Annotated in this window: 25 protein-coding genes and 1 tRNA gene; 3 read left to right on the plus strand and 23 right to left on the minus strand. The window is 61.0% G+C overall.

The genetic code is table 11. The features are described from left to right. A partial coding sequence (locus tag AC1DUB_RS17165) for a transposase (RefSeq protein ID WP_477730545.1) occupies positions 1 to 193 on the plus strand: 193 nt, incomplete at its 5' end. A gap of 84 nt (positions 194 to 277) precedes the next feature. Here AC1DUB_RS17165 and AC1DUB_RS17170 read toward each other — a convergent pair. Both AC1DUB_RS17170 and AC1DUB_RS17175 read right to left on the minus strand, forming a co-directional pair. Continuing rightward, a complete protein-coding gene (locus AC1DUB_RS17170; protein ID WP_477730616.1) occupies positions 278 to 1717 on the minus strand; it encodes an efflux transporter outer membrane subunit in 1440 nt (479 codons plus the stop codon). 91 nt (positions 1718 to 1808) lie between these two features. Beyond that, a complete protein-coding gene (locus AC1DUB_RS17175; protein WP_477730546.1) occupies positions 1809 to 2351 on the minus strand; it encodes a MarR family winged helix-turn-helix transcriptional regulator in 543 nt (180 codons plus the stop codon). A gap of 77 nt (positions 2352 to 2428) precedes the next feature. Between AC1DUB_RS17175 and AC1DUB_RS17180 the strand changes: the two genes are divergently transcribed. Next, entirely contained in the window at positions 2429 to 4225 is a 1797-nt protein-coding gene (locus AC1DUB_RS17180; RefSeq protein ID WP_477730547.1) for an ABC transporter transmembrane domain-containing protein, read from the plus strand. 270 nt (positions 4226 to 4495) lie between these two features. Continuing rightward, a complete protein-coding gene (locus AC1DUB_RS17185) occupies positions 4496 to 5812 on the plus strand; it encodes a Glu/Leu/Phe/Val family dehydrogenase (protein WP_477730548.1) in 1317 nt (438 codons plus the stop codon). A 260-nt stretch (positions 5813 to 6072) separates the two neighbouring features. Here AC1DUB_RS17185 and AC1DUB_RS17190 read toward each other — a convergent pair whose 3' ends face one another. The 21 genes from AC1DUB_RS17190 to AC1DUB_RS17290 all read right to left on the minus strand — a co-directional run bounded on the left by AC1DUB_RS17190 (position 6073) and on the right by AC1DUB_RS17290 (position 24900). Then, the gene (locus AC1DUB_RS17190) at positions 6073 to 6597 is read right to left on the minus strand and encodes a DUF1178 family protein (protein WP_477730549.1); all 525 of its coding nucleotides are present in this window, start codon (positions 6595 to 6597) and stop codon (positions 6073 to 6075) included. 21 nt (positions 6598 to 6618) lie between these two features. Further along, positions 6619 to 7233, minus strand: coding sequence for an NUDIX domain-containing protein (locus tag AC1DUB_RS17195; protein WP_477730550.1), 615 nt, complete (start codon positions 7231 to 7233; stop codon positions 6619 to 6621). 39 nt (positions 7234 to 7272) lie between these two features. Then, the gene (locus AC1DUB_RS17200) at positions 7273 to 7575 is read right to left on the minus strand and encodes a DUF2818 family protein (protein WP_477730551.1); all 303 of its coding nucleotides are present in this window, start codon (positions 7573 to 7575) and stop codon (positions 7273 to 7275) included. 10 nt (positions 7576 to 7585) lie between these two features. Further along, positions 7586 to 9088: an NADH-quinone oxidoreductase subunit NuoN gene (nuoN, locus tag AC1DUB_RS17205; RefSeq protein WP_477730552.1), complete on the minus strand. Its 1503-nt coding sequence runs from the start codon at positions 9086 to 9088 to the stop codon at positions 7586 to 7588. Between the two features lie 13 nt (positions 9089 to 9101). After that, positions 9102 to 10577, minus strand: coding sequence for an NADH-quinone oxidoreductase subunit M (locus tag AC1DUB_RS17210; protein ID WP_477730553.1), 1476 nt, complete (start codon positions 10575 to 10577; stop codon positions 9102 to 9104). A gap of 20 nt (positions 10578 to 10597) precedes the next feature. Further along, complete coding sequence (gene nuoL / locus AC1DUB_RS17215; protein WP_477730554.1) at positions 10598 to 12634, minus strand: NADH-quinone oxidoreductase subunit L; 2037 nt, start codon at positions 12632 to 12634, stop codon at positions 10598 to 10600. A gap of 107 nt (positions 12635 to 12741) precedes the next feature. Beyond that, positions 12742 to 13050, minus strand: coding sequence for an NADH-quinone oxidoreductase subunit NuoK (nuoK, locus tag AC1DUB_RS17220; RefSeq protein ID WP_011484155.1), 309 nt, complete (start codon positions 13048 to 13050; stop codon positions 12742 to 12744). Continuing rightward, positions 13047 to 13700, minus strand: a complete 654-nt coding sequence (locus AC1DUB_RS17225; protein WP_477730555.1) for an NADH-quinone oxidoreductase subunit J — start codon at positions 13698 to 13700, stop codon at positions 13047 to 13049. Before AC1DUB_RS17225 ends, nuoK begins: the two co-directional genes overlap by 4 nt. Positions 13701 to 13745: 45 nt before the next feature. Beyond that, on the minus strand, positions 13746 to 14243 hold the full coding sequence (nuoI, locus tag AC1DUB_RS17230) for an NADH-quinone oxidoreductase subunit NuoI (RefSeq protein ID WP_477730556.1): 498 nt from the start codon (positions 14241 to 14243) through the stop codon (positions 13746 to 13748). Positions 14244 to 14382: 139 nt separating this feature from the next. Then, positions 14383 to 15462 carry an NADH-quinone oxidoreductase subunit NuoH gene (gene nuoH / locus AC1DUB_RS17235; protein WP_477730557.1) on the minus strand — a complete coding sequence of 360 codons (1080 nt, stop codon included), beginning with the start codon at positions 15460 to 15462 and terminating at the stop codon, positions 14383 to 14385. Continuing rightward, entirely contained in the window at positions 15459 to 17612 is a 2154-nt protein-coding gene (gene nuoG, locus AC1DUB_RS17240) for an NADH-quinone oxidoreductase subunit NuoG (RefSeq protein ID WP_477730558.1), read from the minus strand. The genes nuoH and nuoG overlap by 4 nt, the downstream gene beginning before the upstream one ends. Before the next feature lie 17 nt (positions 17613 to 17629). Next, positions 17630 to 19024: an NADH-quinone oxidoreductase subunit NuoF gene (gene nuoF / locus AC1DUB_RS17245; protein WP_477730559.1), complete on the minus strand. Its 1395-nt coding sequence runs from the start codon at positions 19022 to 19024 to the stop codon at positions 17630 to 17632. A gap of 2 nt (positions 19025 to 19026) precedes the next feature. Next, positions 19027 to 19515, minus strand: a complete 489-nt coding sequence (nuoE, locus tag AC1DUB_RS17250; protein ID WP_477730560.1) for an NADH-quinone oxidoreductase subunit NuoE — start codon at positions 19513 to 19515, stop codon at positions 19027 to 19029. 17 nt (positions 19516 to 19532) lie between these two features. Then, positions 19533 to 20786 (minus strand): NADH-quinone oxidoreductase subunit D, encoded by a 1254-nt coding sequence (locus AC1DUB_RS17255; protein WP_477718539.1) that lies wholly within the window; start codon positions 20784 to 20786, stop codon positions 19533 to 19535. Between the two features lie 36 nt (positions 20787 to 20822). Continuing rightward, complete coding sequence (locus tag AC1DUB_RS17260) at positions 20823 to 21434, minus strand: NADH-quinone oxidoreductase subunit C (protein ID WP_477730561.1); 612 nt, start codon at positions 21432 to 21434, stop codon at positions 20823 to 20825. Next, positions 21434 to 21913 carry a NuoB/complex I 20 kDa subunit family protein gene (locus AC1DUB_RS17265; protein ID WP_477718541.1) on the minus strand — a complete coding sequence of 160 codons (480 nt, stop codon included), beginning with the start codon at positions 21911 to 21913 and terminating at the stop codon, positions 21434 to 21436. Before AC1DUB_RS17265 ends, AC1DUB_RS17260 begins: the two co-directional genes overlap by 1 nt. 59 nt (positions 21914 to 21972) lie before the next feature. After that, entirely contained in the window at positions 21973 to 22332 is a 360-nt protein-coding gene (locus tag AC1DUB_RS17270) for an NADH-quinone oxidoreductase subunit A (protein WP_477718542.1), read from the minus strand. A gap of 100 nt (positions 22333 to 22432) precedes the next feature. After that, positions 22433 to 22517 (minus strand) — tRNA-Leu (locus AC1DUB_RS17275). Positions 22518 to 22635: 118 nt separating this feature from the next. Next, complete coding sequence (secG, locus tag AC1DUB_RS17280; protein ID WP_477730562.1) at positions 22636 to 23061, minus strand: preprotein translocase subunit SecG; 426 nt, start codon at positions 23059 to 23061, stop codon at positions 22636 to 22638. 33 nt (positions 23062 to 23094) lie between these two features. Next, positions 23095 to 23862, minus strand: coding sequence for a triose-phosphate isomerase (gene tpiA / locus AC1DUB_RS17285; protein ID WP_477730563.1), 768 nt, complete (start codon positions 23860 to 23862; stop codon positions 23095 to 23097). A 15-nt stretch (positions 23863 to 23877) separates the two neighbouring features. After that, complete coding sequence (locus AC1DUB_RS17290; RefSeq protein ID WP_477730564.1) at positions 23878 to 24900, minus strand: NAD(P)H-quinone oxidoreductase; 1023 nt, start codon at positions 24898 to 24900, stop codon at positions 23878 to 23880. Between the last annotated feature and the right edge of the window lie 28 nt (positions 24901 to 24928).

The following is a 24928-nucleotide window of genomic DNA, read 5'->3' on the forward strand; positions in this document are numbered from 1 at the left end:
CAAGCGGCGCGACCCGACCAGGAAGGCGCGGCGCTGGGTGGTCGAGGTCTGCCACAGCTGGTTCAACCGCTTTCGCAAGCTGCTCGTGCGATACGAGAAGCTCGAACGCAGCTTCGTCGCGCTGAACCACATAGCCGCTGCCATCATCGCGTTCCGCAAAGTGACGCTCAAGGTAAACATAATTTACGGATAGGTTCTAAGTCAATTAGGTCTATTAGGTCAACTAGGTCAACCAGGCCTCTGGCCCAACAAACACGGGCGAAAGAAGCTACGGGTTTTATAGCGCTCGGGTAGCGGTTACTGACGTTGGCGTGTAACCGCCACCCAGTGCGCGCATCAGCGCCACCTGCGTGTCCAGCGCGCGGGCGGCCAGGTCAACCGCCAGGCGGCGCTGGGTCAGCACACTGGTTTCGGCCGTCAGCACATTGAGGTAGTTGCCCAGGCCAGCCTGGTAACGCTGCACGGCAATTTCGTAAGCGCCCTCTGCGGCTTCCTGCGCGGAACGCTGCTCGGCCTGCTGACGGCCAATGGCCTGCGATGAGGCCACCTGGTCAGCCACGTCACGCACCGCATCAATCACGGCGGCGTTGTAGCTTTCGACGGCGGCATCAAGGTCGGCGGTCTTGCCGCGCAGGTTGGCGCGCAGCCGGCCCGCATCAAAAATCGGCAGGCGCAGCGCCGGGCCTACGCCCCACTGCTGGCTGCCGGCGTCGAGCAGACGGCCCAGGCCGATGCTGGAAAAACCGGCAAAAGCGACCAGGTTGATATTGGGATAGAACTGTGTCTTCGCATTCACCACATCTTTGGACGCGGCTTCGACACGCCAGCGCGCGGCGGCAATGTCGGCCCGGCGGCCTAGCAGGTCTGCCGGAATGGTCGGCGCCAATGCTACAGTTTTAATAGCTGCCAGTGCGGTTGGATTCTGGGCCAGGGCGCTGCCGGTTTGCCCAACCAGGGCCGCCAGCGCGTTGCGCGTCAGGGCGATCTGCTCCTGCACCGTCTCCAGTTGCAGGCGCGCCTCCGGCAGGCCGCCCTCGCTCTGGCGCAGCTCGAGCCGTGTGTCGAGCCCGGCAGCGACGCGGTCCTGCACCAGCTTGAGGGTTTCTTCCCGCTGCGCCAGCGTGCGGCGCGCAACAAAGGCCTGCTCGTGGAGGCGAGCCAGCTGAAAGTAGCTGCGGGCTACATTGCTGGCAAGCAGCACGCGCGCGGCCTGTGCGTCGGCCTCGGCCGCCTGGGCGCTGCCCAGAGCGGCATCCAGTGCGGCGCGGTTTTTTCCAAAGAAATCAAGTTCCCAGCTGGCGTTGAGCTGGGCCGTGCCGCTGTCGCGAATGGCGCCTGCCAGCGGTGGGGGCACCGCGCCGTTGGCGGTGTAGCGCTGGCGTGTCAGGTCGATCTGGCCATTGAGCTGCGGCAAGGTGGCGGCATCCGCCACTTCCATCACGGCCCGGGCCCGTGCCAGGCGGGCCTGTGCAAGCTTCAGGCTGGGGCTGCTTTGCAGCGCCTGGGCAATCAGGCCATTGAGCTGTTCGTCGCCAAAGTCGCGCCACCACTCGGCGGCAACGCCTGCCTGCCCTGCTGCCGCATCGGCGTTCAGGCCCAGCGAAGGCGCATCGCGCAGGCTGGACTGCGGCGCGATGCCGGACATGTCGGCGCAGCCGGTGAGGCCCGTGGCCATCAGGCTCGCGGCCACCAGGCCGGCCGCCGTCACCAGGGCCATACGCACGGACGCATGCCAGAGCGGCAAACGCTTTGACCTGCCCTCGGGCGCAGTCACCGGGCCGGTTATTGAAGGTGAAGGGGCGTTTGTTTCACTTCTCATTTTTTTCCACCGAGGCTTGAATGGTTTGCGCGTTGTCAAGAATGCGGCGCAAATAGCTTTTGAGGGTTTGCCATTCCTCGACCGAGAAGCCGGCAAGATGGGCGTTCTGGACGCGGCTGAGGATGGCGGGGATTTCCTGGGCAGCGGTGCGGCCCGCGTCTGTCAACTCCAGATTGACCACCCGCCGGTCGTCCGAGGAGCGAACCCGGCGGCACAGCTGCTTGGCCTCCAGCCGGTCTAGCAGGCGCGTCATGGAGCCGGCATCCAGCTCGCACGTGCGCGCCAGTTCGGCCACCGTCGAAGCCCGGCCCATGTAGAGCTTGAGCAGCGGCACCCACTGTGCGTTGGTCAGGCCCTTGGGCTCGAGTTCGCGCTCCACGCCCTGGGCAATCAAGGCAATGATGCGGCGCATCAGGTAACCGATGCTGTCGTCCGGCTTGTAGCCTTCGGCACGATAAAACTCCACCAGCGGGCACGAAAGCGCGTCGACGAATGGGTTTGAGTTGTCGGTTGATTTGCTTTTTGAAGCCATGGACAAATAATACATGCCTAAGCAAATATTGTCAAGGCTGTGTTTGCGATGGCATCTTTAACGGCTAGACTTGCAGGATGGCTACCTCCTCCTCATTGATGACCCGTTCCGCAGCAACCAAGGGCTCGCCCCGCTCCCTCTCGGGCCTCGTGCCCTTTCTGCGCCCCTACCGCGGCCGAATTGCGCTGGCGCTGTTTTTTCTCGTCATGGCGGCCGTGGCCACGCTGGTCTTTCCGCTGGCGCTGCGCAGCCTCATCGATGGCGGCCTGAACGTGGCGGACAAGGGCTCCCAACTGATGGCGCTGCGCACCCACTTTTTCGAGTTGTTTGCCGTTGCCGCCGCGCTGGGGCTTTTTTCCGCGGGCCGCTTTTACATGGTCAGCTGGCTCGGCGAACGGGTCACGGCCGACCTGCGCAATGCGGTGTACTCGCATGTGGTGCGGCAAAGCCCCGAGTTCTTTGAAACCACGCAAACCGGCGAGGTGCTGTCGCGCCTGACCGGCGACACGACGCTGGTGCAGACCGTGGTGGGCTCGTCGCTGAGCATGGGTTTGCGCAACGCCGTGATGGGCGTCGGCGCGCTGGGCATGCTGGTCTACACCAACCCCTACCTGATGGTTCAGGTGCTCGGCGTCCTGCTGCTGATCGTGGCGCCCTCGGTGTGGTTCGGGCGGCGCGTGCGCAAGCTCTCGCGCGCCAGCCAGGACCGGGTGGCCGACTCCAGCGCCATCGCTGCGGAGGTGCTGAACGCCATTCCCGTGGTGCAGAGCTATACCGCCGAGGCACGGGAGGCCGCGCGTTTCGACCTGTCCACCACCAATGCCTTCAACACCGCCATACGGCGCACCAGGGCACGTTCGGTGCTTGTGGCGTTCATCATCATTGCCACGTCGGCAGCCCTGCTCTGGGGCCTGTACCAGGGCACCCAGGCGGTGATGCGCGGCGACATCAGCGCCGGCCATCTGGGCCAGACCGTGGTCTATGTGATCATCTTGGCCAGCGCCTCGGCAGTGCTGGGCGAGGTCTATGGGGACCTGCTGCGCGCGGCCGGTGCGACCGAGCGCCTGATGGAGCTGCTGGCATCACGCTCGCCCGTCGTTTCGCCGTCGAAACCGGCCGCGCCGCCCGAGATTCGCTCTGGTAGCGCCATTAAATTTGAAGCCGTGACGTTTCATTACCCCTCACGCCCGGCGCAGGCGGCCTTGAGTGAGCTCACCCTAAGCGTGGCGCCCGGCCAGACCGTAGCCATTGTGGGGCCCAGCGGCGCCGGCAAAAGTACCGTGTTCCAGCTGCTGCTGCGCTTTTATGACCCGGCCTCGGGCCGCATTGAACTGGACGGCGTTGCAACGTCCGACATGGCACTGCAGGACCTGCGCCAGCGCATCGGCATCGTGCCGCAGGACGCGGTGATTTTTTCCACCAGCGCACTGGAGAACATCCGCTACGGCAAGCCCGGCGCCAGCGATGAGGAAACCAGGGCGGCGGCGCGCGCGGCCTTTGCGCATGAATTCATCAGCGCGCTGCCGGAAGGCTACGACACTTTTTTGGGCGAGCGCGGCGTGCGCCTGTCGGGCGGGCAGCGCCAACGCATCGCGATTGCGCGGGCCATGCTGAAGAATTCGCCGCTGCTGCTGCTGGATGAAGCCACCAGCGCACTGGATGCGGAAAGCGAGCGCATGGTGCAGGCCGCGCTGGAGTCTGCCATGAAGGGGCGTACGACGCTGGTGATTGCCCACCGCCTGGCCACGGTGCAGCAGGCCGACCGCATCGTCGTGCTCGACCACGGCCGGCTGGTCGAGCAAGGAACGCATGCCGAACTGGTGAACCGTGGCGGCGTGTATGCACGGCTGGCGGCGCTGCAGTTCAACGTTTGAACAGGGCTCGCTCGCCTCGCCTCGCCTCGCCTCGCCTCGCCTCTCGGCCCGGACCGGACCGGTCCGGTCCGGGCCGGGCTGGGCTGGGCTGGGCTGGGCTGGGGCTGGGGCTGGGGCTGGGGCTGGGGCTGGGCTGGGGCTGGACAGGCCCGGGAATCGGAAAATCTTAACTATGCATTTTTTGCATGGCAAAGACCGAACAATGCCTTGGACAGTTTGATTCGCGGCTTCTAAGCTTGGCGACCTGACTGTTCCACAAGGAGATTTCGCATGTCACAAGCATCCACCCCCAGCGCAAGCGCCGCACCAGGCACCCATTCGCTTCCTTCTTACCTGCAGGCCGACAAACTCGGGCCCTGGGGCAACTACCTGCAGCAGGTGGATCGCGTGATACCGCACCTGGGCAGCCTGGGTCGGTGGGCAGAAACGCTCAAGCGGCCCAAGCGCATCCTGGTTGTCGATGTGCCCATCAACATGGACGACGGCACCATTGCGCACTTTGAGGGCTACCGGGTGCAGCACAACGTGTCGCGTGGTCCCGGCAAGGGCGGCGTGCGCTTCCACCAGGATGTGACACTGTCGGAAGTGATGGCGCTGTCGGCCTGGATGTCCATCAAGAACGCGGCGGTAAACGTGCCTTTCGGCGGCGCCAAGGGCGGCATACGCGTCGATCCAAAAACCGTCTCGCTGGGCGAGCTGGAGCGCATCACACGGCGCTACACCAGCGAGATCGGCATCATCATCGGCCCCACCAAGGACATTCCGGCACCCGATGTGAATACCAACGAGCAGGTCATGGCGTGGATGATGGACACCTACTCGATGAACACGGGCTCCACGTCAACCGGGGTGGTCACCGGCAAGCCGGTCGATCTGGGGGGCTCACTGGGGCGCCGCGATGCCACTGGCCGCGGCGTGTTCACGGTGGGAATGGAAGCGGCCAAGCACATCGACCTGGACGTCAGCAAATCGCGGGTCGCGGTGCAGGGCTTCGGCAACGTGGGCGGCGTCGCCGGCAGGCTGTTCCATGAAACGGGGGCGCGTGTCGTGGCCGTCCAGGATCATGGCGGCACGATTTACCGCGAAGCCGGTCTGGACGTGCCAGCCCTGATCAGGCATGTGGCCGAGACCGGCAGCGTGGGAGGCTTCCCGAACGCGGAAGTGATTGCCAATGATCTGTTCTGGGAAGTCGACTGCGACATCATGATTCCGGCTGCGCTGGAAGAGCAGATCACGGCCGCCAACGCCGGCCGCATCAAGGCACGCATGATCATCGAAGGCGCCAACGGCCCGACCACGCCCGAGGCCGACGACATCCTTCAGGAACGCAATGTGCTGGTGCTGCCTGACGTGATTGCCAACGCCGGTGGCGTGACCGTCAGTTATTTTGAATGGGTGCAGGACTTTTCCAGCTTTTTCTGGGACGAGGGCGAGATCAACGCACGCCTGGTCCGCATCATGAAAGAGGCTTTCGCGGGTGTCTGGCAAGTCGCGCAGGACCACAAGGTAACGCTGCGTACCGCGACGTTTATCGTGGCCTGCAAACGCATCCTGCATACCCGCCAGCTGCGCGGCCTGTACCCCTGAGTCRCTGAGTCAAGAGGAGCCCATCGCGCCAAAGAGCTGAGTGCAATGAACGACTTTGGCGGCTCGACACTTCAAGCAAGGGCCGCGGAACCGGCTTTGCCGGGCCGCAGGCGCAGCGGCCCCCTCGGGGGCAGTGAGCAACCGTGGGCGACTCCATCTTCACCAGCAGGGGCCGCGGGACTGGCTTTGCCAGACCGCAGGCGCAGCGGCCCCCTCGGGGGCAGGGAGCTACACGAAGTGAGCGACCGTGGGGGCCAATTTCACTGCAGGGTTTCCTTGACGGCCAGAGGTAGCGGCAGGGGCATGACATCAATGCCCTCTTCCACCAGCTCCACCGCTTCGCGGGCGCTGGCCTGGCCGCGAATGCTGCGCGCCTCGGCCTCGCCGTAGTGCATGCGCCGTGCTTCGTCGGCAAAGCGTTCACCAACGTCCTCGGTATGGGCCACGACATGGCGCAGCGCCTTGAGGAAGGCGGCCTGTTCGGCAGGGCTTGCACCGGCCACCACACTGGTCAGCGCATCCGCGCGAGATGCCGCAGAGCCTTCCCGGACGCGCGGAGCAGGCGCGGTGGATTGTGCATCCTGCGTCCCCTGGCCCACTGCGGCCGGGGCCGGGTGCCCGCCGAGATTGAGCCGTGGTGCGCTGGGCAGCTTGTGAATGCCCTTGTCGGCACACATCGGGCATTCAACCAATCCGCGTGCCAGTTGCGTCTGAAAATCGTCCTCAGACGCAAACCAGCCTTCAAAGGAATGCTGGTGCGCACACTGGAGATTCAGGACTTTCATGAACGGATTATCGCAAGGTCGCTACGGCGCGGTGGTTTGCCAGTCCAATGCCCATAGCCCCGACAGCACGTTTTGCAACCACAAGGCGCCGGTGAGGGTCTTTGCATCGGTCACCCGCCCATTGCCGCACCAGGCCACCAGTTCGGCCGGCGTCGCGGTGAACACTTCGAGGAATTCGCCGCTGTCCAGTTGCCGGCTACCCAGCGTGAGGTCGCGGGCAAACCAGATGTCAATGAATTCGGTAGAGTAGGAAATCACCGGGTGCAGCACGCCGGCTCGTGCCCACTGCCGCGCGGTATAGCCGGTCTCCTCTAGCAGCTCACGCTGCGCACACGCCAGCGATGCCTCGCCGGCATCCAGCTTGCCGGCAGGAAACTCAATCATGACAGAGCCCATCGGATAACGGTATTGGCGCTCCAGCACCAGCCGACCATCATCGAGTTGCGCCACGATCATCACAGCGCCAGGGTGGATAACGTACTCGCGCTCAGTGTGGGTGCCATCAGGCAGTCGGACGGTATCGCGGCGGACATGAAGAAAATTCCCCTTGAGGATGTCTTCGGAGCCGACGGGCGTCTCGGTCAGATGGCTGAATTCGCTCAATTTACTCACTTCGCTCAATTTGCTGGAGTCCATGCTGCTTTCCTTGCCTGCGACAGCAGGCTCATGAGCGATTCATGAGCGATGCTTGAACAGGTAACGCCAGGTGAAACCGGGAAATGCAAAGGTGATGAAGAGTGTGCCCGTGATGGCATAAAACTCCCAGCCCTGCGGCGCGATTTGACCGGCGCGCTGCTCCAGAAAAAGACCCACGCCGCCTGTGATCAGGTACCAGACCAGCAGTTCCAGCAATCGCACCGCCAAATTTTTGGGCGTCTTGAGTGCAAACACCCCGAAAAGGCGGTTGCTGACGAAGGGCAGATTGGCCAACAGCAAAGCCAGCAACACAACCACCCAGACTGAAACGGTCTGGCTCATGAGGGAAGGCCTAGTTTCCCAGCGACTTGACGATGCTGCTGACAGACTGTGCGCACAAGGTCATCAGGCCACCGGGGACAATGCCCAGGATCAGAATGAGCGCGCCGTTGATCGCCAGCACGGCCTTGGCGTCTGCCGGCGCCGAGATCGGCTGGGCATTGTGGCTCTCGGGCGCATCAAAGTACATCACCTTGACCACACGCAGGTAGTAGAACGCGCCGATCAGCGACATCATCACCGCAAAAATGGCCAACAGCAGATAGCTGGTCAGCTGCGATGAAATCAGCGCCTGAAGCACCGCCAGCTTGGCATAAAAACCGACCAGCGGTGGCAGGCCGGCCAGCGAGAACATGGCAATTGCCATGACCCCGGCATACAGCGGACTGCGCTGGTTGAGGCCGGCGAGGTCGGTGATTTCTTCAGACTCATGCCCGGCACGGGCCAGCAACAGGATGATGCCGAAAGCGCCCAGCGTGGTGAGCACATAGGTCACCGCATAGAACATTGCCGCACTGTAGGCCGTTTCGGTATTCATCTGGTTGCCGTTGACCACGCCGGACAGCAGGCCGAGCAGAAGGAACCCCATCTGCGAAATCGTTGAGAACGCCAGCATGCGCTTGAGGTTGGATTGCGCCACGGCAGCCAGGTTGCCGATCAGCAGCGAGCCGATGGCCAGCAACGCCAACATCTGCTGCCAGTCAATCGCCAGAGGCAACAGGCCTTCCACCAGAAGGCGGATGCAGATTGCAAAGGCCGCCAGCTGCGGCGCACCGCCAATCAGCAGGGTGACAGCAGTCGGCGCGCCGTGGTAGACGTCGGGCAACCACATATGGAATGGCACGGCGCCGAGTTTGAACGCCAGGCCAGCCACGATGAATACCAGGCCAAACACCAGCACCTGGTGTTTCACCTGCCGGCTGGCGATGGCATTGAAGACCTCATTGAGGTCCAGCGAGCCGGTCGCGCCATACAGCATCGACAGGCCGTACAGCAGAAAGCCGGAAGCCAGTGCACCCAGCACAAAGTACTTCATGGCARCTTCCGTGGCGGTGGCATTGTCACGGCGCAAGGCGACCAGGGCGTAACTGGACAGCGTCATCAGCTCCAGGCCCATGTAGATCACGAGGAAGTTATGGCCCGAGATCATCACGAACATGCCCAGCAAGGCAAACAGGCCCAGCGTGAACAACTCGCCACCGCGCAACATGTCGCGATCGGCGGCATAAGGCCGGCTATAGACCAGTGTGACCATCAGGCTGATGCTGGCAAAACACTTGAGCCAGCCGCCCATCGGGTCGCTGACCACCATGTTGCCAAAGCCGTAAAAAGTCTGACCGCCCAGCGCATAGAAAGCTTCCATGGCAGCGACCACGGCCAGGGTCAGCAAGGTCAGTACATAGGTACCGGTGCGGCGCGGGGTTTTCACCCCGAGATCCAGCAGCGCGATCACGCAGGCCATGACCACGAGGACGATTTCAGGATAAACCGTGATCCAGGAGAGTTTGTCAATCATCTGAATTCTTTGCCTAGTTCAGTTTCGATACGGCCACATGCTTGAGCAGGTCCGCCACCGAGGTATCCATCACATCGGTAAACGGTTTGGGATAAATACCCATGTACAGCACGGCGATCGCCAGCAAGGCAAGCGTCAAAAATTCACGGCTGTTGATATCGGTCAGGGCCTTGACGTCATCGTTGGCGACCGGCCCGAGGTAGACACGCTTGAACATCCACAGCGTGTAGGCGGCACCAAAAATCAGTGCCGTCGCGGCGGCGGCGCCCATCCAGAAGTTGGATTTGACAGCGCCCAGAATAACCATCCATTCGCCGACAAAACCGGCCGTGCCCGGCAAGCCGCAGTTGGCCATGGCAAACAGCAAGGAAAACGCTGCAAACTTGGGCATGGTGTTGACCACGCCGCCGTAGCTGGCGATCTCGCGCGAGTGAACGCGGTCGTACAGCACGCCGATGCACAGGAACATGGCGCCCGACACAAAACCGTGGGAGATCATCTGCACGATACCGCCTGAAACACCCAGGTCACTGAAGATGAAGAAGCCCAGGGTGACAAAACCCATATGCGCCACCGACGAATAGGCCACCAGTTTTTTCATGTCTTGCTGCACCAGGGCTACCAGCCCGACATAAATGACGGCAATCAGCGACAAGCCAATCATCAGCCAGGCCCATTCGTGGGTGGCGTCCGGTGCGATCGGCATTGAAAAACGCAGGAAACCATATGCGCCCAGCTTGAGCATGATGGCAGCCAGCACGGCCGAGCCGCCTGTGGGGGCCTCGACGTGCACGTCGGGCAACCAGGTGTGGACGGGCCACATCGGCACCTTCACCGCGAACGCAGCAAAAAGGGCGAAGAACAGCAGGGTCTGCACCGTACCGCCCAGCGGCAGCTTGTGCCACGTGAGAATGTCAAAACTGCCGCCCGACTTGTTGTACAGAAAAATCAGCGCGACCAGCAACAACAGCGAGCCAATCAACGTGTACAGGAAAAACTTGAAAGCGGCATAGATCTTGTTCGGGCCACCCCAAATACCGATGATCAGGTACATCGGAATAAGCGTAGCTTCGAAGAACACGTAAAACAACAGGCCGTCCAGCGCGGTAAACACGCCAATCATGAGCCCGCTGAGAATCAGGAAGGCCGCCATGTACTGATTCACACGCGTCGTAATCACTTCCCAGCCGGCAATGACGACCACCACATTGATGAAAGCGGTCAGCAGCACAAACCACAGCGAGATGCCGTCCACGCCGAGGTGGTAATTGACATTGAAGCGCTGTATCCAGGGGCCTTTTTCGACGAACTGCATGGCCGAAGTACCCAGCTGAAAGCCGTCATACAGGGGCAAGGTCACCAGAAAACTGACCACGGCACCGATCAGCGCGATCCAGCGCACACTGCGTGCCTGCTCGTCACGACCCAGCGCCAGCAACACGACACCGAAAATAATCGGCATCCAGATGGCAAGGCTCAACAAACCCATTCTTGTTCTTCCTTGATGTTTTATTTATTGAGCCAGACGAAATACGTCATCAACACAAAGATGCCGACGATCATGCCGAAGGCGTAGTGGTAGATATAGCCCGATTGCAAACGGCGCACAACACCCGATACCCAGCCCACCAGCTTCCACGAGCCGTTGACCAGTGCGCCATCGATCAGCGCCTCGTCGCCGCCCTTCCACAGACCCGTACCCATCGCACGCGTTGCGCGGGCCAGCACGTTCTCGTTGAACCAGTCGAAATAGTATTTGTTCTCAAGCAGCGTGTAGAGAGGTTGCACCATACGCTTGATGCGCGCGGGCAGCGCGGGGTTGACCAGGTACATGTAATACGCCAGCACCACACCCGACAGCGCCAGCCAGAACGGTGCCGTCATCAGGCCGTGCAACGCCATTTGCGCCGGACCGTGGAAGGCCTTAGCCAGCTCTTCCATTGCGGGGTGCTTCTCGGCATTGAAGAAAATTGCGTCCTTGAAGAACTCGCCAAACAGCATGGGCTGGATCGTCATGAAGCCGATGACCACCGACGGAATGGCCAGCAGAATCAGCGGCACGGTGACCACCCATGGCGATTCGTGCGGTGGCTGATGTTCTTCGCGATGGTGGTGCGGATCCGGCTCCTCGCTGGCGTCATGGTGGTGTCCATCGGGGTTTTGGTCAAACCGCTCCTTGCCGTGGAACACCAGGAAGTACATGCGGAAGGAATAGAACGCTGTCACGAACACGCCGGCCAGCACCGCGAAATGTGCAAAACCAGCGCCCGCCAGGTGGCTTTCATGCACGGCCTCAATGATGCTGTCCTTGGAATAAAAACCGGCGAACAGCGGTGTGCCGATCAGCGCAAGCGATCCGAGCAGCGAGGTAATCCAGGTGATGGGCATGTACTTGCGAACGCCGCCCATCCAGCGGATGTCCTGGTTGTGGTGCAGGCCGATGATCACCGAGCCGGCTGCCAGAAACAGCAGGGCCTTGAAGAAAGCGTGCGTCATCAGATGGAACACGGCCACGGAGTAGGCGGAAGCACCCAGCGCCACCGTCATGTAACCCAGCTGCGACAGGGTGGAATAAGCCACCACGCGCTTGATGTCGTTCTGGATGATGCCGAGAAAGCCCATGAACAGTGCCGTGATCGCTCCGATCACCATGATGAAGCTGAGTGCGGTATCACTGAGCTCAAACAGCGGTGACATGCGCGCCACCATGAAGATACCGGCCGTCACCATGGTGGCCGCATGAATCAGCGCGGAAATCGGGGTCGGGCCTTCCATGGAATCGGGAAGCCACACATGCAGCGGGAACTGGGCCGACTTGCCCATGGCGCCGATGAAGAGGCAAATGCAGATCACGGTAATCAGCATCCAGCCGGTTCCCGGGAACACCAGTCGGGACAGCTCATCCGCCTTGGCAAACGCTTCGGCATAGTTGAGCGTACCGGCGTAGGCTGCTATGAGGCCAATACCCAGAATGAAGCCGAAGTCCCCCACACGGTTGACGATGAAGGCCTTCATGTTGGCAAAAATGGCGCTCGGCTTGTTGAACCAGAAGCCGATCAGCAGGTAGGAAACCAGGCCCACCGCTTCCCAGCCGAAGAACAGCTGCAGCATGTTGTTGCTCATCACCAGCATCAGCATGGAGAAAGTGAAGAGCGAAATATAGGCAAAGAAGCGGTTGTAGCCGTCGTCCTCTTCCATGTAGCCAATCGTGTAGATGTGCACCATGAGCGAGACAAAAGTCACCACGCACATCATCATGGCCGTCAGACCATCGACCAGGAAGCCGATTTCCATCTTCAGGCCGCCCACCACCATCCAGGTGTAGAGCGTTTCATTGAAGCGAGCCCCCCCAAGCGCCACGCTTTTGAGCGTCATGGCCGAGATGACGAAAGCCACCAGCACACCCAGAATGGTGAAGGTGTGGGACAGGCGGCGGCCTATCCAGTTGCCACCAAAGGAGGTGCCCAGAATACCGGCCAGCAAGGCGCCGGCCAGCGGTGCCAGCGGAACGGCCAGCAATGTTGATGCAGAAAGGGTTGCGCTCATTGTTTAACCGCCCGTAGGCCTGCCCTAATTAATAAAAGTGCGCCCCGAACGTCGTTCAAGGGGCAGCGCGCCGAAGGCTCGAAGTGAAAAGCGTGGGGGCTCATTGTTTAACCCTGGAGCGTGTTGAGTTCGTCGACGTTGATGCTGGACTTGTTGCGGAACAGCAGCACCAGGATGGCCAAGCCGATGGCGGATTCGGCGGCGGCGACGGTCAGGATGAAAAACACAAACACCTGCCCGGCCATATCGTTCAGGTAGTAGGAAAACGCCACAAAATTCATGTTGACCGCCAGCAGCATGAGCTCAATGGCCATGAGCAAAATAATCAGATTTTTTCGGTTCAAAAAAATACCGATGACCGACAGCGCAAACAGCATGGCGCCCAGCGAAAGAAAATGTCCCAGCGTGAGCATCATGATTGTTTTTCCTCGATGGGAGTTGCCGTACCCAAAGTAGCAGGTGCGGCGACCACAGACTTCATCTTGACCAGGCTGACCCGGTCTCCCCGCTTGACCCGGACCTGGTCGGAAGGATTGATGTATTTGGAGTCCTTGCGTTCACGCAAGGTCAGTGCAATGGCGGCAATCATGGCCACCAGCAGGATCACCGCTGCAACTTCCAGCGGGTAGAGGTATTCCGAATACAGGAGCTTTCCAAGCTCTTTGGTGTTGGAGACCTGCGCGCCAATCTGTCCCGGTGCAGTGGCCGCTTTGGGGGGCTCGCGGAACCCCCCCATCAGCACATAAGACATCTCCAGCGCGATGATGGCACCCACCGAGCCGGCCAGCGGGAAATGCTTCCAGAAGCCCTTGCGCACGCTGTCAATATTGATGTCCAGCATCATGACCACGAAGAGGAAGAGCACCATGACGGCGCCGACATAGACAAGCACCAGCGTGATGGCCAGAAACTCGGCCTTGAGCAAAATCCAGACGGCGGCTGCCTGGAAAAATGCCAGCACCAGGTACAGCGCTGCATGCACCGGATTGCGCGCGGTAATCACCCGGAATGCCGCAAACAGCAGCACCGCGGCAAAGACATAAAAGAGACCTGTTTTAGCGTCCATGTTGTTGTGGATTCTTTCTTGAGCCGGCTTGCGTGGCGAGGTGGTTCAACGGTATTTGGCGTCAGCCGCCCTGTTGGCGGCAATTTCGGCCTCATAGCGGTCGCCCACGGCCAGCAGCATCTCTTTGGTGAAATACAGGTCACCACGTTTTTCGCCGTGGTACTCAAAAATGTGGGTTTCAACAATCGAGTCGACCGGGCAGCTCTCTTCGCAGAAACCGCAAAAAATGCATTTGGTCAGGTCGATGTCATAGCGTGAGGTGCGGCGGCTGCCATCGTCGCGCACCTCCGACTCAATCGTGATGGCCAGCGCCGGGCATACGGCCTCGCAGAGCTTGCAGGCAATGCAGCGCTCTTCGCCGTTTTCATAACGGCGCAGCGCGTGCAGTCCCCGGAAACGTGGACTCAACGGAGTTTTCTCTTCGGGAAACTGAACCGTGATCTTGCGGCTGAACATGTACTTGCCGGTCAGGGCCATGCCCTTGAACAACTCGGTGAGCATGAAGCTCGAAACAAAATCCTTGACGGAGGCTACGGCACTCATGATGATTTCCTGCGCAACTGAGTCATATAGGGGGTGCTGTTCCAGCAGGGGCCGCGGAACCGGCTTTGCCGGGCCGCAGGCGCAGCGGCCCCCTCGGGGGGCAGCGCATTACATGAAATGAAAAGCGTGGGGGCCATATTCATTTCCAGATGTTGTAGGGGGTCTGCATCCAGGCCCCGACGACCACCAGCCAGACCAGGGTCACTGGTATGAATATCTTCCAGCCCAGACGCATGATCTGGTCGTAACGGAAGCGTGGGAAGGTGGCTCGTACCCACAGGAACATCGTGACCACTACAAATGATTTGATGCCCAGCCAGATCCAGCCGGGAATCCAGTTGAAGAACGCGCTGTCGATCGGCGGCAACCATCCTCCCAGGAACAGGATAACGCACAGGACCGACACCAGAATCATGTTGGCGTACTCGGCCAGGAAGAACATGGCGAACGCCATGCCGGAGTACTCCACCATGTGGCCTGCCACGATTTCCGACTCGCCCTCGACCACGTCAAACGGATGGCGATTGGTTTCGGCCAGGCCGGAGATGAAATACACCACAAAAATTGGCAGCAACGGCAGCCAGTTCCAGGACAAGAAGTTCAGGCCGTGACTTGCAGCCATGCCCTTGCCCTGGCTCATGACAATGTCCGTCATGTTCAGGCTGGCCGACACCATGAGCACGACCACCAGGCAAAAGCCCATGGCGATTTCATAGCTCACCATTTGGGCCGACGCACGCATTGCCCCAAGGAAGGCGTACTTGGAGTTCGAGGCCCAGCCCGCAATGATCACGCCGTACACCTCCATCGAGGTGATGGCCATCAGGAACAGCAGTCCGGCATTGATATTGGCCAGTGCAACGTCGGGGCCAAAAGGCACGACCGCCCAGGCAGCCAACGCCGGCATAATGGTCATGATCGGTCCCAGCACGAACAGGCCCTTGCTGGCGGCCGTCGGGATGATGATCTCCTTGGTGAGCAACTTGAGCGCATCCGCAATCGGCTGCAACAGGCCGGAGGGACCCACGCGGTTAGGGCCCAGGCGGATCTGGGTAAAACCGATGGCCTTGCGCTCCCACAGGGTGAGATAGGCAACGCAGCCCATCAGAGGCAGCAGGACACAGACGATCTTGATGAGCGCCCACAACACGGGCCAGACAGTGGCCGGCCAGATGCCACCCATCAAGCCCTGGCCAAAACCATACATTGTGTCGATCATGCGCCGGCTCCTTCCAGCCTTGGTTCAAGTCGGGCGCCTTGGCGCGCATCGGCGGTCAGCTGCAGCGAGGTGGCACGCCTGACCAGTCCGTCAAGCTGGTAAATTCTGGCAACGGCGGGTACGGGGCCTGCTGCGGACAAGGTGATGCCGGCTTCGCTGGCATTGCCCAGCCTGTCGGCTGGAACCAGAGCTGCGTCCACGCCGGCAATCTGCTTGAGCACATCCTGCGAGGACTCAAAATCAAAACCAGGCAAACCGAGCAGGTTGGCCAGGACGCGCAAGACTTTCCAGGCCGGACGCGTCTCGCCCAGAGGTTTGACGACCGCATGAAAGCCCTGCACGCGCCCCTCTGCGTTGACAAACGTACCGGGCGTTTCCGTGAAGGGCGCGATCGGCAACAGCACGTCGCTGAAGTCCATATTGGCCTTGAAGGGGCTCAGCGTGACAACCATCTGGGCGGCGTTCAGCGACGCTTTGGCCCGGCCGCCTGCCGCCGAATCAAACTCGGGTTCGTTGTTCAGCAGGATGACCGCTTTCAGCTTGCCGTCCAGCATCTGCGCGGCATTGAGACCATGGTTGCCCGGCAAGGCACCCGCCAGCTGGGCACCTACGGTGTTGGCCGCTTCGGTCAGGTAGCCGACGGTCGCGCCGGTCTGCCTGGCAATCCAGCCAGCCAGAGCCAGCAGACTGGATGCATTGGCATGGTGAGCCGCGGCATTGCCCAGCAGGATGGCTTTGCGCTCACCGCCCAGCAATGACGTGGCAATCGCCTTGGCGGCATCGGTGGCCTGCCCGGCTGCAGGTGCGGACACACCCTTTTCAGCGGCAATCGCCGTGGCCACATCGGCGAGGGCCTGCGCCCAGGCATCCGGTCCGGCCATCAGCGCATGGGTCACCGGCATGGCCCAGGCATCTGCCGAAGCCAGCTCGGCTACCGAATTGATGGCACTGAGCGTACAGCCCTTGCGAACCGACTGGCGAATGCGCTGCGCAAACAGGGGGTGGTCCTTGCGCAGGTTGGAGCCGACCACCAGCACGCGTTGCAATTGCGACAGCGACGCAATGGAGGCGCCCAGCCAGCGGATGGACGGGGATGCCGAAAACTCCGCGTGGCGCAAACGGTAGTCGATATTCTCGCTGCCCAGGCCGCGCATGAGCGAGGCGGCCAGGTACAGCTCTTCCAATGTGCTGTGGGGGCTGGCCAGTGTGCCGATGCTGGCGGCGCCATGATCGGCCTTGATCTGCTTCAGGCCATTGGCCACGTATTCAAGCGCAGTCTGCCAGTCGACCGTCTTCCATACCCCGCCCTGCTTGAGCATCGGAGTGGTCAGCCGCTCGTCGCTGTTCAGGGCTTCATAAGAGAATCGGTCGCGGTCGGCGATCCAGCATTCGTTGACGTCTTCATTCTCCAGCGGCACCACGCGCATGACCTTGTTGCTCTTGACCTGGACAATCAGGTTGGCGCCGGTGGAATCGTGCGGGCTGATTGATTTGCGGCGCGACAGCTCCCAGGTCCGGGCACTGTAGCGAAACGGCTTGCTGGTCAGCGCACCGACCGGGCAAAGGTCGATCATGTTTCCGGACAGTTCGGAGTCCACCGACATTCCAACGAATGTTTCAATTTCAGCATGCTCGCCGCGGTGCGACATGCCCAGTTCCATCACGCCGGCCATTTCCTGGCCAAAACGCACGCACCGGGTGCAGTGAATGCAGCGGCTCATTTCCTGCATGGAAATCAGCGGACCCACGTCCTTGTGGAACACGACGCGTTTTTCTTCTTCGTAGCGCGACTCGCCGCCACCGTAACCCACGGCCAGGTCCTGCAGCTGGCACTCGCCGCCCTGGTCGCAAATGGGGCAATCCAGCGGGTGGTTGATCAGCAAAAACTCCATCACGCCCTTTTGGGCCTTGATGGCTTTTTCATTCTTGGTGTGCACGATCATGCCCTGCGTCACCGGCGTGGCGCAGGCGGGCATCGGCTTGGGCGCCTTTTCGATGTCCACCAGGCACATGCGGCAGTTCGCCGCAATGGAGAGCTTCTTGTGGTAGCAAAAATGCGGAATGTAGGTGCCGGCTTTTTCAGCCGCATGCATGACCGTGCTGCCTTCGAGCACTTCCACTTTCTGGCCGTCGAGTTCTATTTCAACCATATGTTTTCTTTCCGCAATCAGGCCGGTGTTGCAGCTTGGGCTGAGGCGGCTTGTGGTGTCTGTGTATTGATCATGGCCTCGAACTCATGGCGAAAATGCTTGATCATCGCGCGGACCGGCATCGCGGCGGCATCACCCAGCGCACAGATGGTGCGGCCCTGAATGTTGTCGGCCACCGAGTTGAGCAGGTCCATGTCGGTTTGCTTGCCGTGGCCGTTATGGATACGGTCCACGACGCGCCAGAGCCAGCCCGTGCCTTCGCGGCAGGGCGTGCATTGCCCGCAGGACTCGTGCATGTAGAAGTACGACAGGCGCTTGAGCGACTCGACCATGCAACGGCTGTCGTCCATCACGATCACCGCGCCCGAGCCCAGCATAGAGCCAGCCTTGGCGATGGAGTCGTAGTCCATCGTGCATTCCATCATGATGGAAGCCGGCAGCACCGGCGCGGATGACCCACCGGGAATAACCGCCTTGAGCGTGCGGCCCTTGCGCACGCCACCCGCCAGTTCCAGCAGTTTGGCAAAGGGCGTACCCATGGGCACCTCGTAATTGCCGGGCAACTCGACGTCGCCGGAAACCGAGTAAATCTTGGTGCCGCCGTTGTTGGGCTTGCCGCACTCCAGGTAGGCCTGGCCGCCATTGCGGATGATCCACGGCACGGCGGCGAACGTTTCGGTGTTGTTGATGGTGGTGGGTTTGCCGTACAAACCAAAGCTGGCAGGAAACGGCGGCTTGAAGCGGGGTTGGCCTTTTTTGCCTTCCAGCGATTCCAGCAAGGCGGTTTCTTCGCCGCAAATATAGGCCCCAAAACCATGCGAGGCGTGGAGCTGGAAAGTGAAGCTGCTGCCGAGAATCTTCTCGCCGATCAGGCCGGCAGCCCGGGCCTCGTCGAGCGCTTCTTCAAAGCGCTGGTAGGTCGTAAAAATCTCGCCATGGATGTAGTTGTAGCCGACGCTGATGCCCATCGCATAAGCCGCAATCGCCATGCCCTCGATCACGCTGTGCGGGTTGTACTGCATGATGTCGCGGTCTTTGCAGGTACCCGGCTCGCCCTCGTCGGAATTGCACACCAGGTACTTCTGCCCGGGGAACTGGCGCGGCATGAAGCTCCACTTCAGCCCGGTCGGGAAACCCGCACCACCACGGCCGCGCAGACTGCTCGCCTTGACTTCGGCAATCACCTGGTCCGGTGTCAGTCCTTCGCCGCCATCCTTGCCGAGGATCTTGCGCAGGGCCTGGTAGCCACCGCGCGTCTCGTAGTCCTTCAGACGCCAGTTGCTGCCGTCAAGGTCTGCAAGAATTTGCGGCTCGATATGCCGGCCATGAAAACAGGTCTGCACGCCCGTTGCCGCAAATTGCGCCAGCACGTTCTGCGCCGCAATGTCAGGGGAGTTGCTTGAGAGCGTCATGCTTATTTCGCCTCGGCGGATTTGAGACCATCGATGAGCTGGTCCAGTTTCTCATCACTCATGAAGCTGCACATCGTGAGGTCGTTGACCAGCATCACCGGGGAGTCCGCGCAGGCCCCCAGGCATTCGGACTGCTGCAGCGTGAACAGGCCGTCGGCCGTTGTCTGGCCCATGAAAATACCCAGCTTGTGCTCCAGGTGCTTGAGCGCTTTGGCGCCATCGCGCAACTGGCACGGCAGGTTGGTGCAGACATTGAGCTTGTACTTGCCCACCGGCTGCTGGTTGTACATGTTGTAGAAGGTGGTGACCTCGTGCACGGCAATCGGCGCCATGCCCAGGTACTCGGCTACCAGCTTCTCGCTCTCGGCACTGACAAAGCCCTGCTCTTCCTGCACGATCGTGAGGCAGGCCATCACGGCTGACTGCTTCTGGTCCGCAGGGTACTTGGCAACCTCGCGGTCAAAACGGGCTTTGGTTTGTTCAGAAATCATGGTTGAAATCATCAGGTTTAGCGATCAATTTCACCGAACACAATGTCCATGGTGCCGATCACGGCGACGGCGTCGGCGATCATGTGGCCGCGCGACATTTCGTCCATGGCCGCCAGGTGCGGGAAGCCGGGCGGACGGATTTTCAGGCGGTATGGCTTGTTGGCGCCATCGCTGACGATGTAAATGCCGAACTCGCCCTTGGGATGCTCGACAGCCGCATAGGCCTCGCCCTCGGGCACGTGAAAACCTTCGGTGAAGAGCTTGAAGTGGTGAATCAGCTCTTCCATGTTGGTCTTCATGGATTCCCGGTCAGGTGCCGCGACCTTGTGGTTGCTGGTAATCACCGGGCCGGGGTTAACGCGCAGCCAGTCGATGCATTGCTTGATGATGCGGTTGGACTGGCGCATCTCCTCAATGCGAACCAGGTAGCGGTCGTAGCAATCGCCGGTTTTCCCAACGGGAATGTCGAAATCCATGCGGTCGTAGACGTCATAGGGCTGCTGCTTGCGCAGGTCCCAGGCAAAACCGGAGCCCCGGAGCATGGGGCCGGTGAAACCGAGGTTGAGCGCGCGCTCAGGCGACACCACGCCCACTCCCACGGTGCGCTGCTTCCAGATGCGGTTGTCGGTCAACAGGGTTTCGTACTCGTCAACCAGCTTGGGAAATTTGGCCACGAAGTCGTCGATGAAGTCGAGCAGGGAGCCCTGGCGGTTTTCGTTCAGCGCCGCAATGGCCTTGGCGTTCTTGATCTTGCTGACGCGGTACTGCGGCATGGTATCGGGCAGGTCGCGATAAACGCCTCCCGGCCGGAAGTAGGCCGCATGCATGCGCGCGCCCGAAACGGCCTCGTACATGTCAAACAGTGCCTCGCGTTCGCGGAAGCAGTAAATCAGGATATTCATCGCGCCGCAATCCAAACCATGCGCGCCCAGCCACAGCAGGTGGTTGAGCAGGCGCGTGATTTCCGCGTACATCACGCGAATGTATTGCGCACGTATGGGCACATCCACGCCCAGCAATTTCTCGATGGCCAGGCAGTAGGCCTGCTCGTTGGACATCATCGACACATAGTCGAGCCTGTCCATGTAGGGAAGCGACTGGATGTAGGTTTTGCTTTCGGCCAGTTTTTCAGTGGCGCGGTGCAGCAGGCCGATGTGCGGGTCGGCGCGCTGGATTACCTCACCGTCAAGCTCCAGCACGAGGCGCAAAACGCCATGTGCCGCTGGATGCTGCGGTCCAAAATTGAGCGTGTAGTTTTTGATTTCAGCCATGTCGTATTTCTTGCCGGGTGTTCTTGTAGGTACGGCTTATTGAAGGCCACCGTAGTTGTCCTCACGAATCACGCGCGGCGTGATCTCGCGGGGCTCGATGGTGACCGGCTGGTAAATCACGCGCTTTTGCTCGGCGTCATAGCGCATTTCCACATGGCCCGTGGTCGGAAAATCCTTGCGGAAAGGATGGCCGATGAAACCGTAGTCGGTCAGAATGCGTCGCAGATCGTTGTGGCCTTCAAAGATGATGCCGTAGAGGTCAAACGCTTCGCGCTCGAACCAGTTCGCCGAGTTCCACACGCCGTTGAGCGAATCAACGACCGGAAAATCGTCGTCAGGGCAAAACACCTTGAGCCGCACGCGCTGGTTCAGGCCGACCGACAGCAGATGCGTGGCAACGCAGTAGCGCAGGCCATCATACTGGCCATCCTTGTATTCGGAGTAGTCCAGGCCGCACAGGTCAATCAGCTGCTCGAAGCGGCAGCCTGCCGCATCGCGCAACAGAACGGCCGACGCGAGGTAATCGGCGGCGCCGACCGTCACGGTCACCTCACCCAGCGCGATCTTCAGGCTCTTGACCTTGTCGCCGAGCACCGCCGTGATGGTGTCGCCAAGCTGCGTGGCGGAAACGGGAAACGAGGACAGCATCAGGCCCTCGCGATCGTGTTGGTGCGGCGAATTTTCTGCTGCAACTGGATGATGCCGTACAACAGCGCTTCGGCGGTGGGTGGACAGCCCGGCACATAGACATCCACCGGGACGATGCGGTCGCAACCGCGAACCACGGAATAACTGTAGTGGTAGTAACCGCCTCCGTTGGCGCAGGAGCCCATGGAGAGCACCCAGCGCGGCTCGGACATCTGGTCGTACACCTTGCGCAGGGCGGGCCCCATCTTGTTGCACAGCGTGCCGGCAACAATCATCAGGTCGGACTGGCGCGGGCTGGGGCGAAACAGCATGCCAAAACGGTCCAGGTCATAACGGGCTGCGCCCGCATGCATCATTTCCACGGCGCAGCAGGCCAGACCAAAAGTCATGGGCCACAGCGAGCCGGTCTTGGCCCAGTTGACCACCGAATCGTAACTCGTGGTCATGAAGCCTTCGTTGAAAACACCTTCAAGTGACATACCCGTACCTTATTTGGTGGATTTGGTGGCGACCTTGTCGCGAAGAACCCTCGGGATTCTTATTCCCAGTCCAGCGCACCCTTTTTCCACTCGTAGACAAAGCCCACGACCAGAATGCCCAGGAAAATCATGACCGACCAGAAACCCACCGGACCGACTTCCTTGAGCGCAACCGCCCAGGGAAAAAGGAACGCGATTTCGAGGTCAAAAAGAATGAAGAGGATGGCGATCAGGTAGTAGCGCACATCGAATTTCATGCGGGCATCCTCGAAAGCTTCGAAGCCGCACTCGTAGGGGGAATTTTTTTCGCTGTCGGGACGCACCGGGCCCAGCAAACGGCCCAGCACCTGGGGCACCACACCGACACCCACACCGACCAGAATAAACAGGAGAACAGGAAGGTATTGATCGAGGTTCATCGTGGATTCAACTTCTGAAAAGCCACCTGCGCGGTTTATTTCAGCCTGCCGTTTGCCCCGACAGCTTCGCCCAAAGCGCCGCTGCCGATGCTTGTCAATCTGGTGCGGACGGCGAGACTCGAACTCGCACACCTTTCGGCACTACCCCCTCAAGATAGCGTGTCTACCAATTTCACCACGTCCGCGGTATTCAGCTGTCTGGATGGCATGAGGAAACCTTGCGGTTTTGAGCTTTCCAGACAGCTTTAGAGTTTAACCTGAAATCGCGCCACTCCCGGCTGGGCGCGACACCTTTTAATCACGTTATTTCGTCGGGATTTGCGCAGCCCCCGATGCAGCGGGTGCAGGCGGCACAGGAACTGCCGGCCTGGCGCCCGCAGGTGCCGTGGTGCCCGGAATTTGTGCGGCAGGCCCGGACGCGGCGGGCGCGGGCGCCGAAGCGGACCCCGAGACAGCAGCCCCTTCCAGCACGCTGGAACTGGTGCGCGGCTGCGCATTGCCGAAGTACGCCAGCAGCAGGGTGCAGGCAAAAAACACCGCGGCCAGCACGCCGGTGGTGCGGGACAGAAAGTTGGCGCTGCCACTGGCGCCAAACAGGCTGCCCGAGCCGCCGCTGCCAAACGCTGCACCCATGTCGGCGCCTTTGCCGTGCTGCACCAGGATCAGGCCGATCATGCCTAAGGCGGCGAGCATTTGCAGGGCAAGGACAATGGTCAATACAACGTTCATATTTACTCCTAATTTAATAGCGTTCTGCGCCGGTCAAACCTGGGCTGCAGCAATAATTTTTAAAAAATCCGGGGCTTTGAGCGAGGCGCCGCCTATCAGGCCGCCATCAATGTCGGGCTGGCCCAAGAGCGTCGCCGCATTGGCCGCATTCATGCTGCCGCCATACAGAATTTTCACACGCATCGGATGGTCGGTCGCCGCCTTGAGCTGGGCCCGCAGCACCGCATGAACCGCCTGCGCCTCTTCGGGCGAAGCCGTTTTGCCGGTGCCTATGGCCCAGACGGGTTCGTAGGCCACCACGATCTCGCTGATGCAGTGCCCGTTGACATGGATCACCGCCGCGAGCTGGCGCTTGACCACCTCTTCCGTGTGGCCGCCTTCGCGCTCGGCCAGCGTTTCACCAATGCAGACGATGGGCGTGATCCCTGCCGCCAGTGCAGCCTTGGCCTTGTCGGCCACCAGCGCATCTGTTTCGCCGTGGTACTGGCGGCGCTCGGAATGGCCCACGATCACATAGCGGCAGCCGAAATCCTTGAGCATGGCCGCACTGACCTCGCCGGTGTAGGCACCGGAGGCTTGCGCGGAGACATCCTGCGCCCCCACCGCCAGGGCCGACAGGCTGGGTTGGCCCGACGTCAGGCCGTGAACCTGCGCCAGGTAGGGCGCGGGTACGCATACGGCCACCTCGCAGGTGAGCGGGAGGCTCAGGTCTTTCAACCCTTCCCCCAGCGCCTCCAGCAACGCGGCATTGGCAGCCAGGCTGCCGTTCATCTTCCAGTTTCCCGCAATCAGCTTTTTCATCCTGCTTGGCCTTGATTACCAGGTTAAAACGATTTTTCCGACATGCTGGTTGGACTCCATCAGTGCATGGGCCCGGGCTGCGCCGCTGCCCGTATCACCGCCTGCATCCACCGCCGCAAAGGTGCTGTGAATCACGGGCTTGATTGCCCCACTGGCAATCAGCGGCCAGACTTTTTCCTTGAGCGCCTGTGCAATGGCGGCCTTGAACGCCAGCGGACGGGGCCGCAGCGTCGAACCGGTGATGGTGAGCCGCCGGCGCAAAACCAGGCCGGCATTGACTTCCGCCCTGGCACCGCCCTGCAATGCAATGATGACCAGACGGCCATCTTCGGCCAGGCTTTCGACTTCACGGGAGACGTAGCTGCCGGCCACCATGTCAAGAATGACATTGACGCCCTGGCCGTTCGTCAGTTTCTTCACCTCTTCAACGAAGTCGGCAGTCTTGTAGTTGATTGCATGGTCGGCACCCAATGCGAGGCAGGCTGCGCACTTGTCATCGCTGCCCGCTGTCACCACAACCCTGGCGCCCAGCGCCTTGGCCATCTGGATGGCCGTGACGCCAATGCCGCTGGAGCCGCCCTGAATCAGAAGCGTCTCGCCGGCTTGCAGGCGCGCACGTTCAAAGACATTGCTCCAGACCGTAAAGAAGGTCTCCGGCAGCGAGGCCGCTTCCGCATCGCTCAGTTCCCGGCCGTTCCCCGTGGGCACGGGAAGGCATTGCCCCACGGGAGCCACGCAGAGCTCCGCATAGCCGCCACCCGCAACCAGCGCGCAAACGCGGTCACCGATCTTGAAACCGGCCGCCGCCATCGCTGCGGCATCACCCGCCACAATCTCACCCGCCACTTCCAGGCCGGGAATATCCGAAGCACCAGGCGGGACCGGGTAGTTCCCCGTCCGCTGCAAGACATCCGGGCGGTTCACGCCACTGGCCTTGACGCGAATCAACACTTCACCGGCGCCGGCTTGCGCGTCAGGGCGTTCGCCCAGACGCAGCACCTCGGGCGCACCATAGGAGGTGATTTCAATGGCTTTCATAGGGATTCCAGATCATTTGCGCCGTCAG

This window comes from Polaromonas sp. P4_F9 (genome assembly GCF_056401235.1).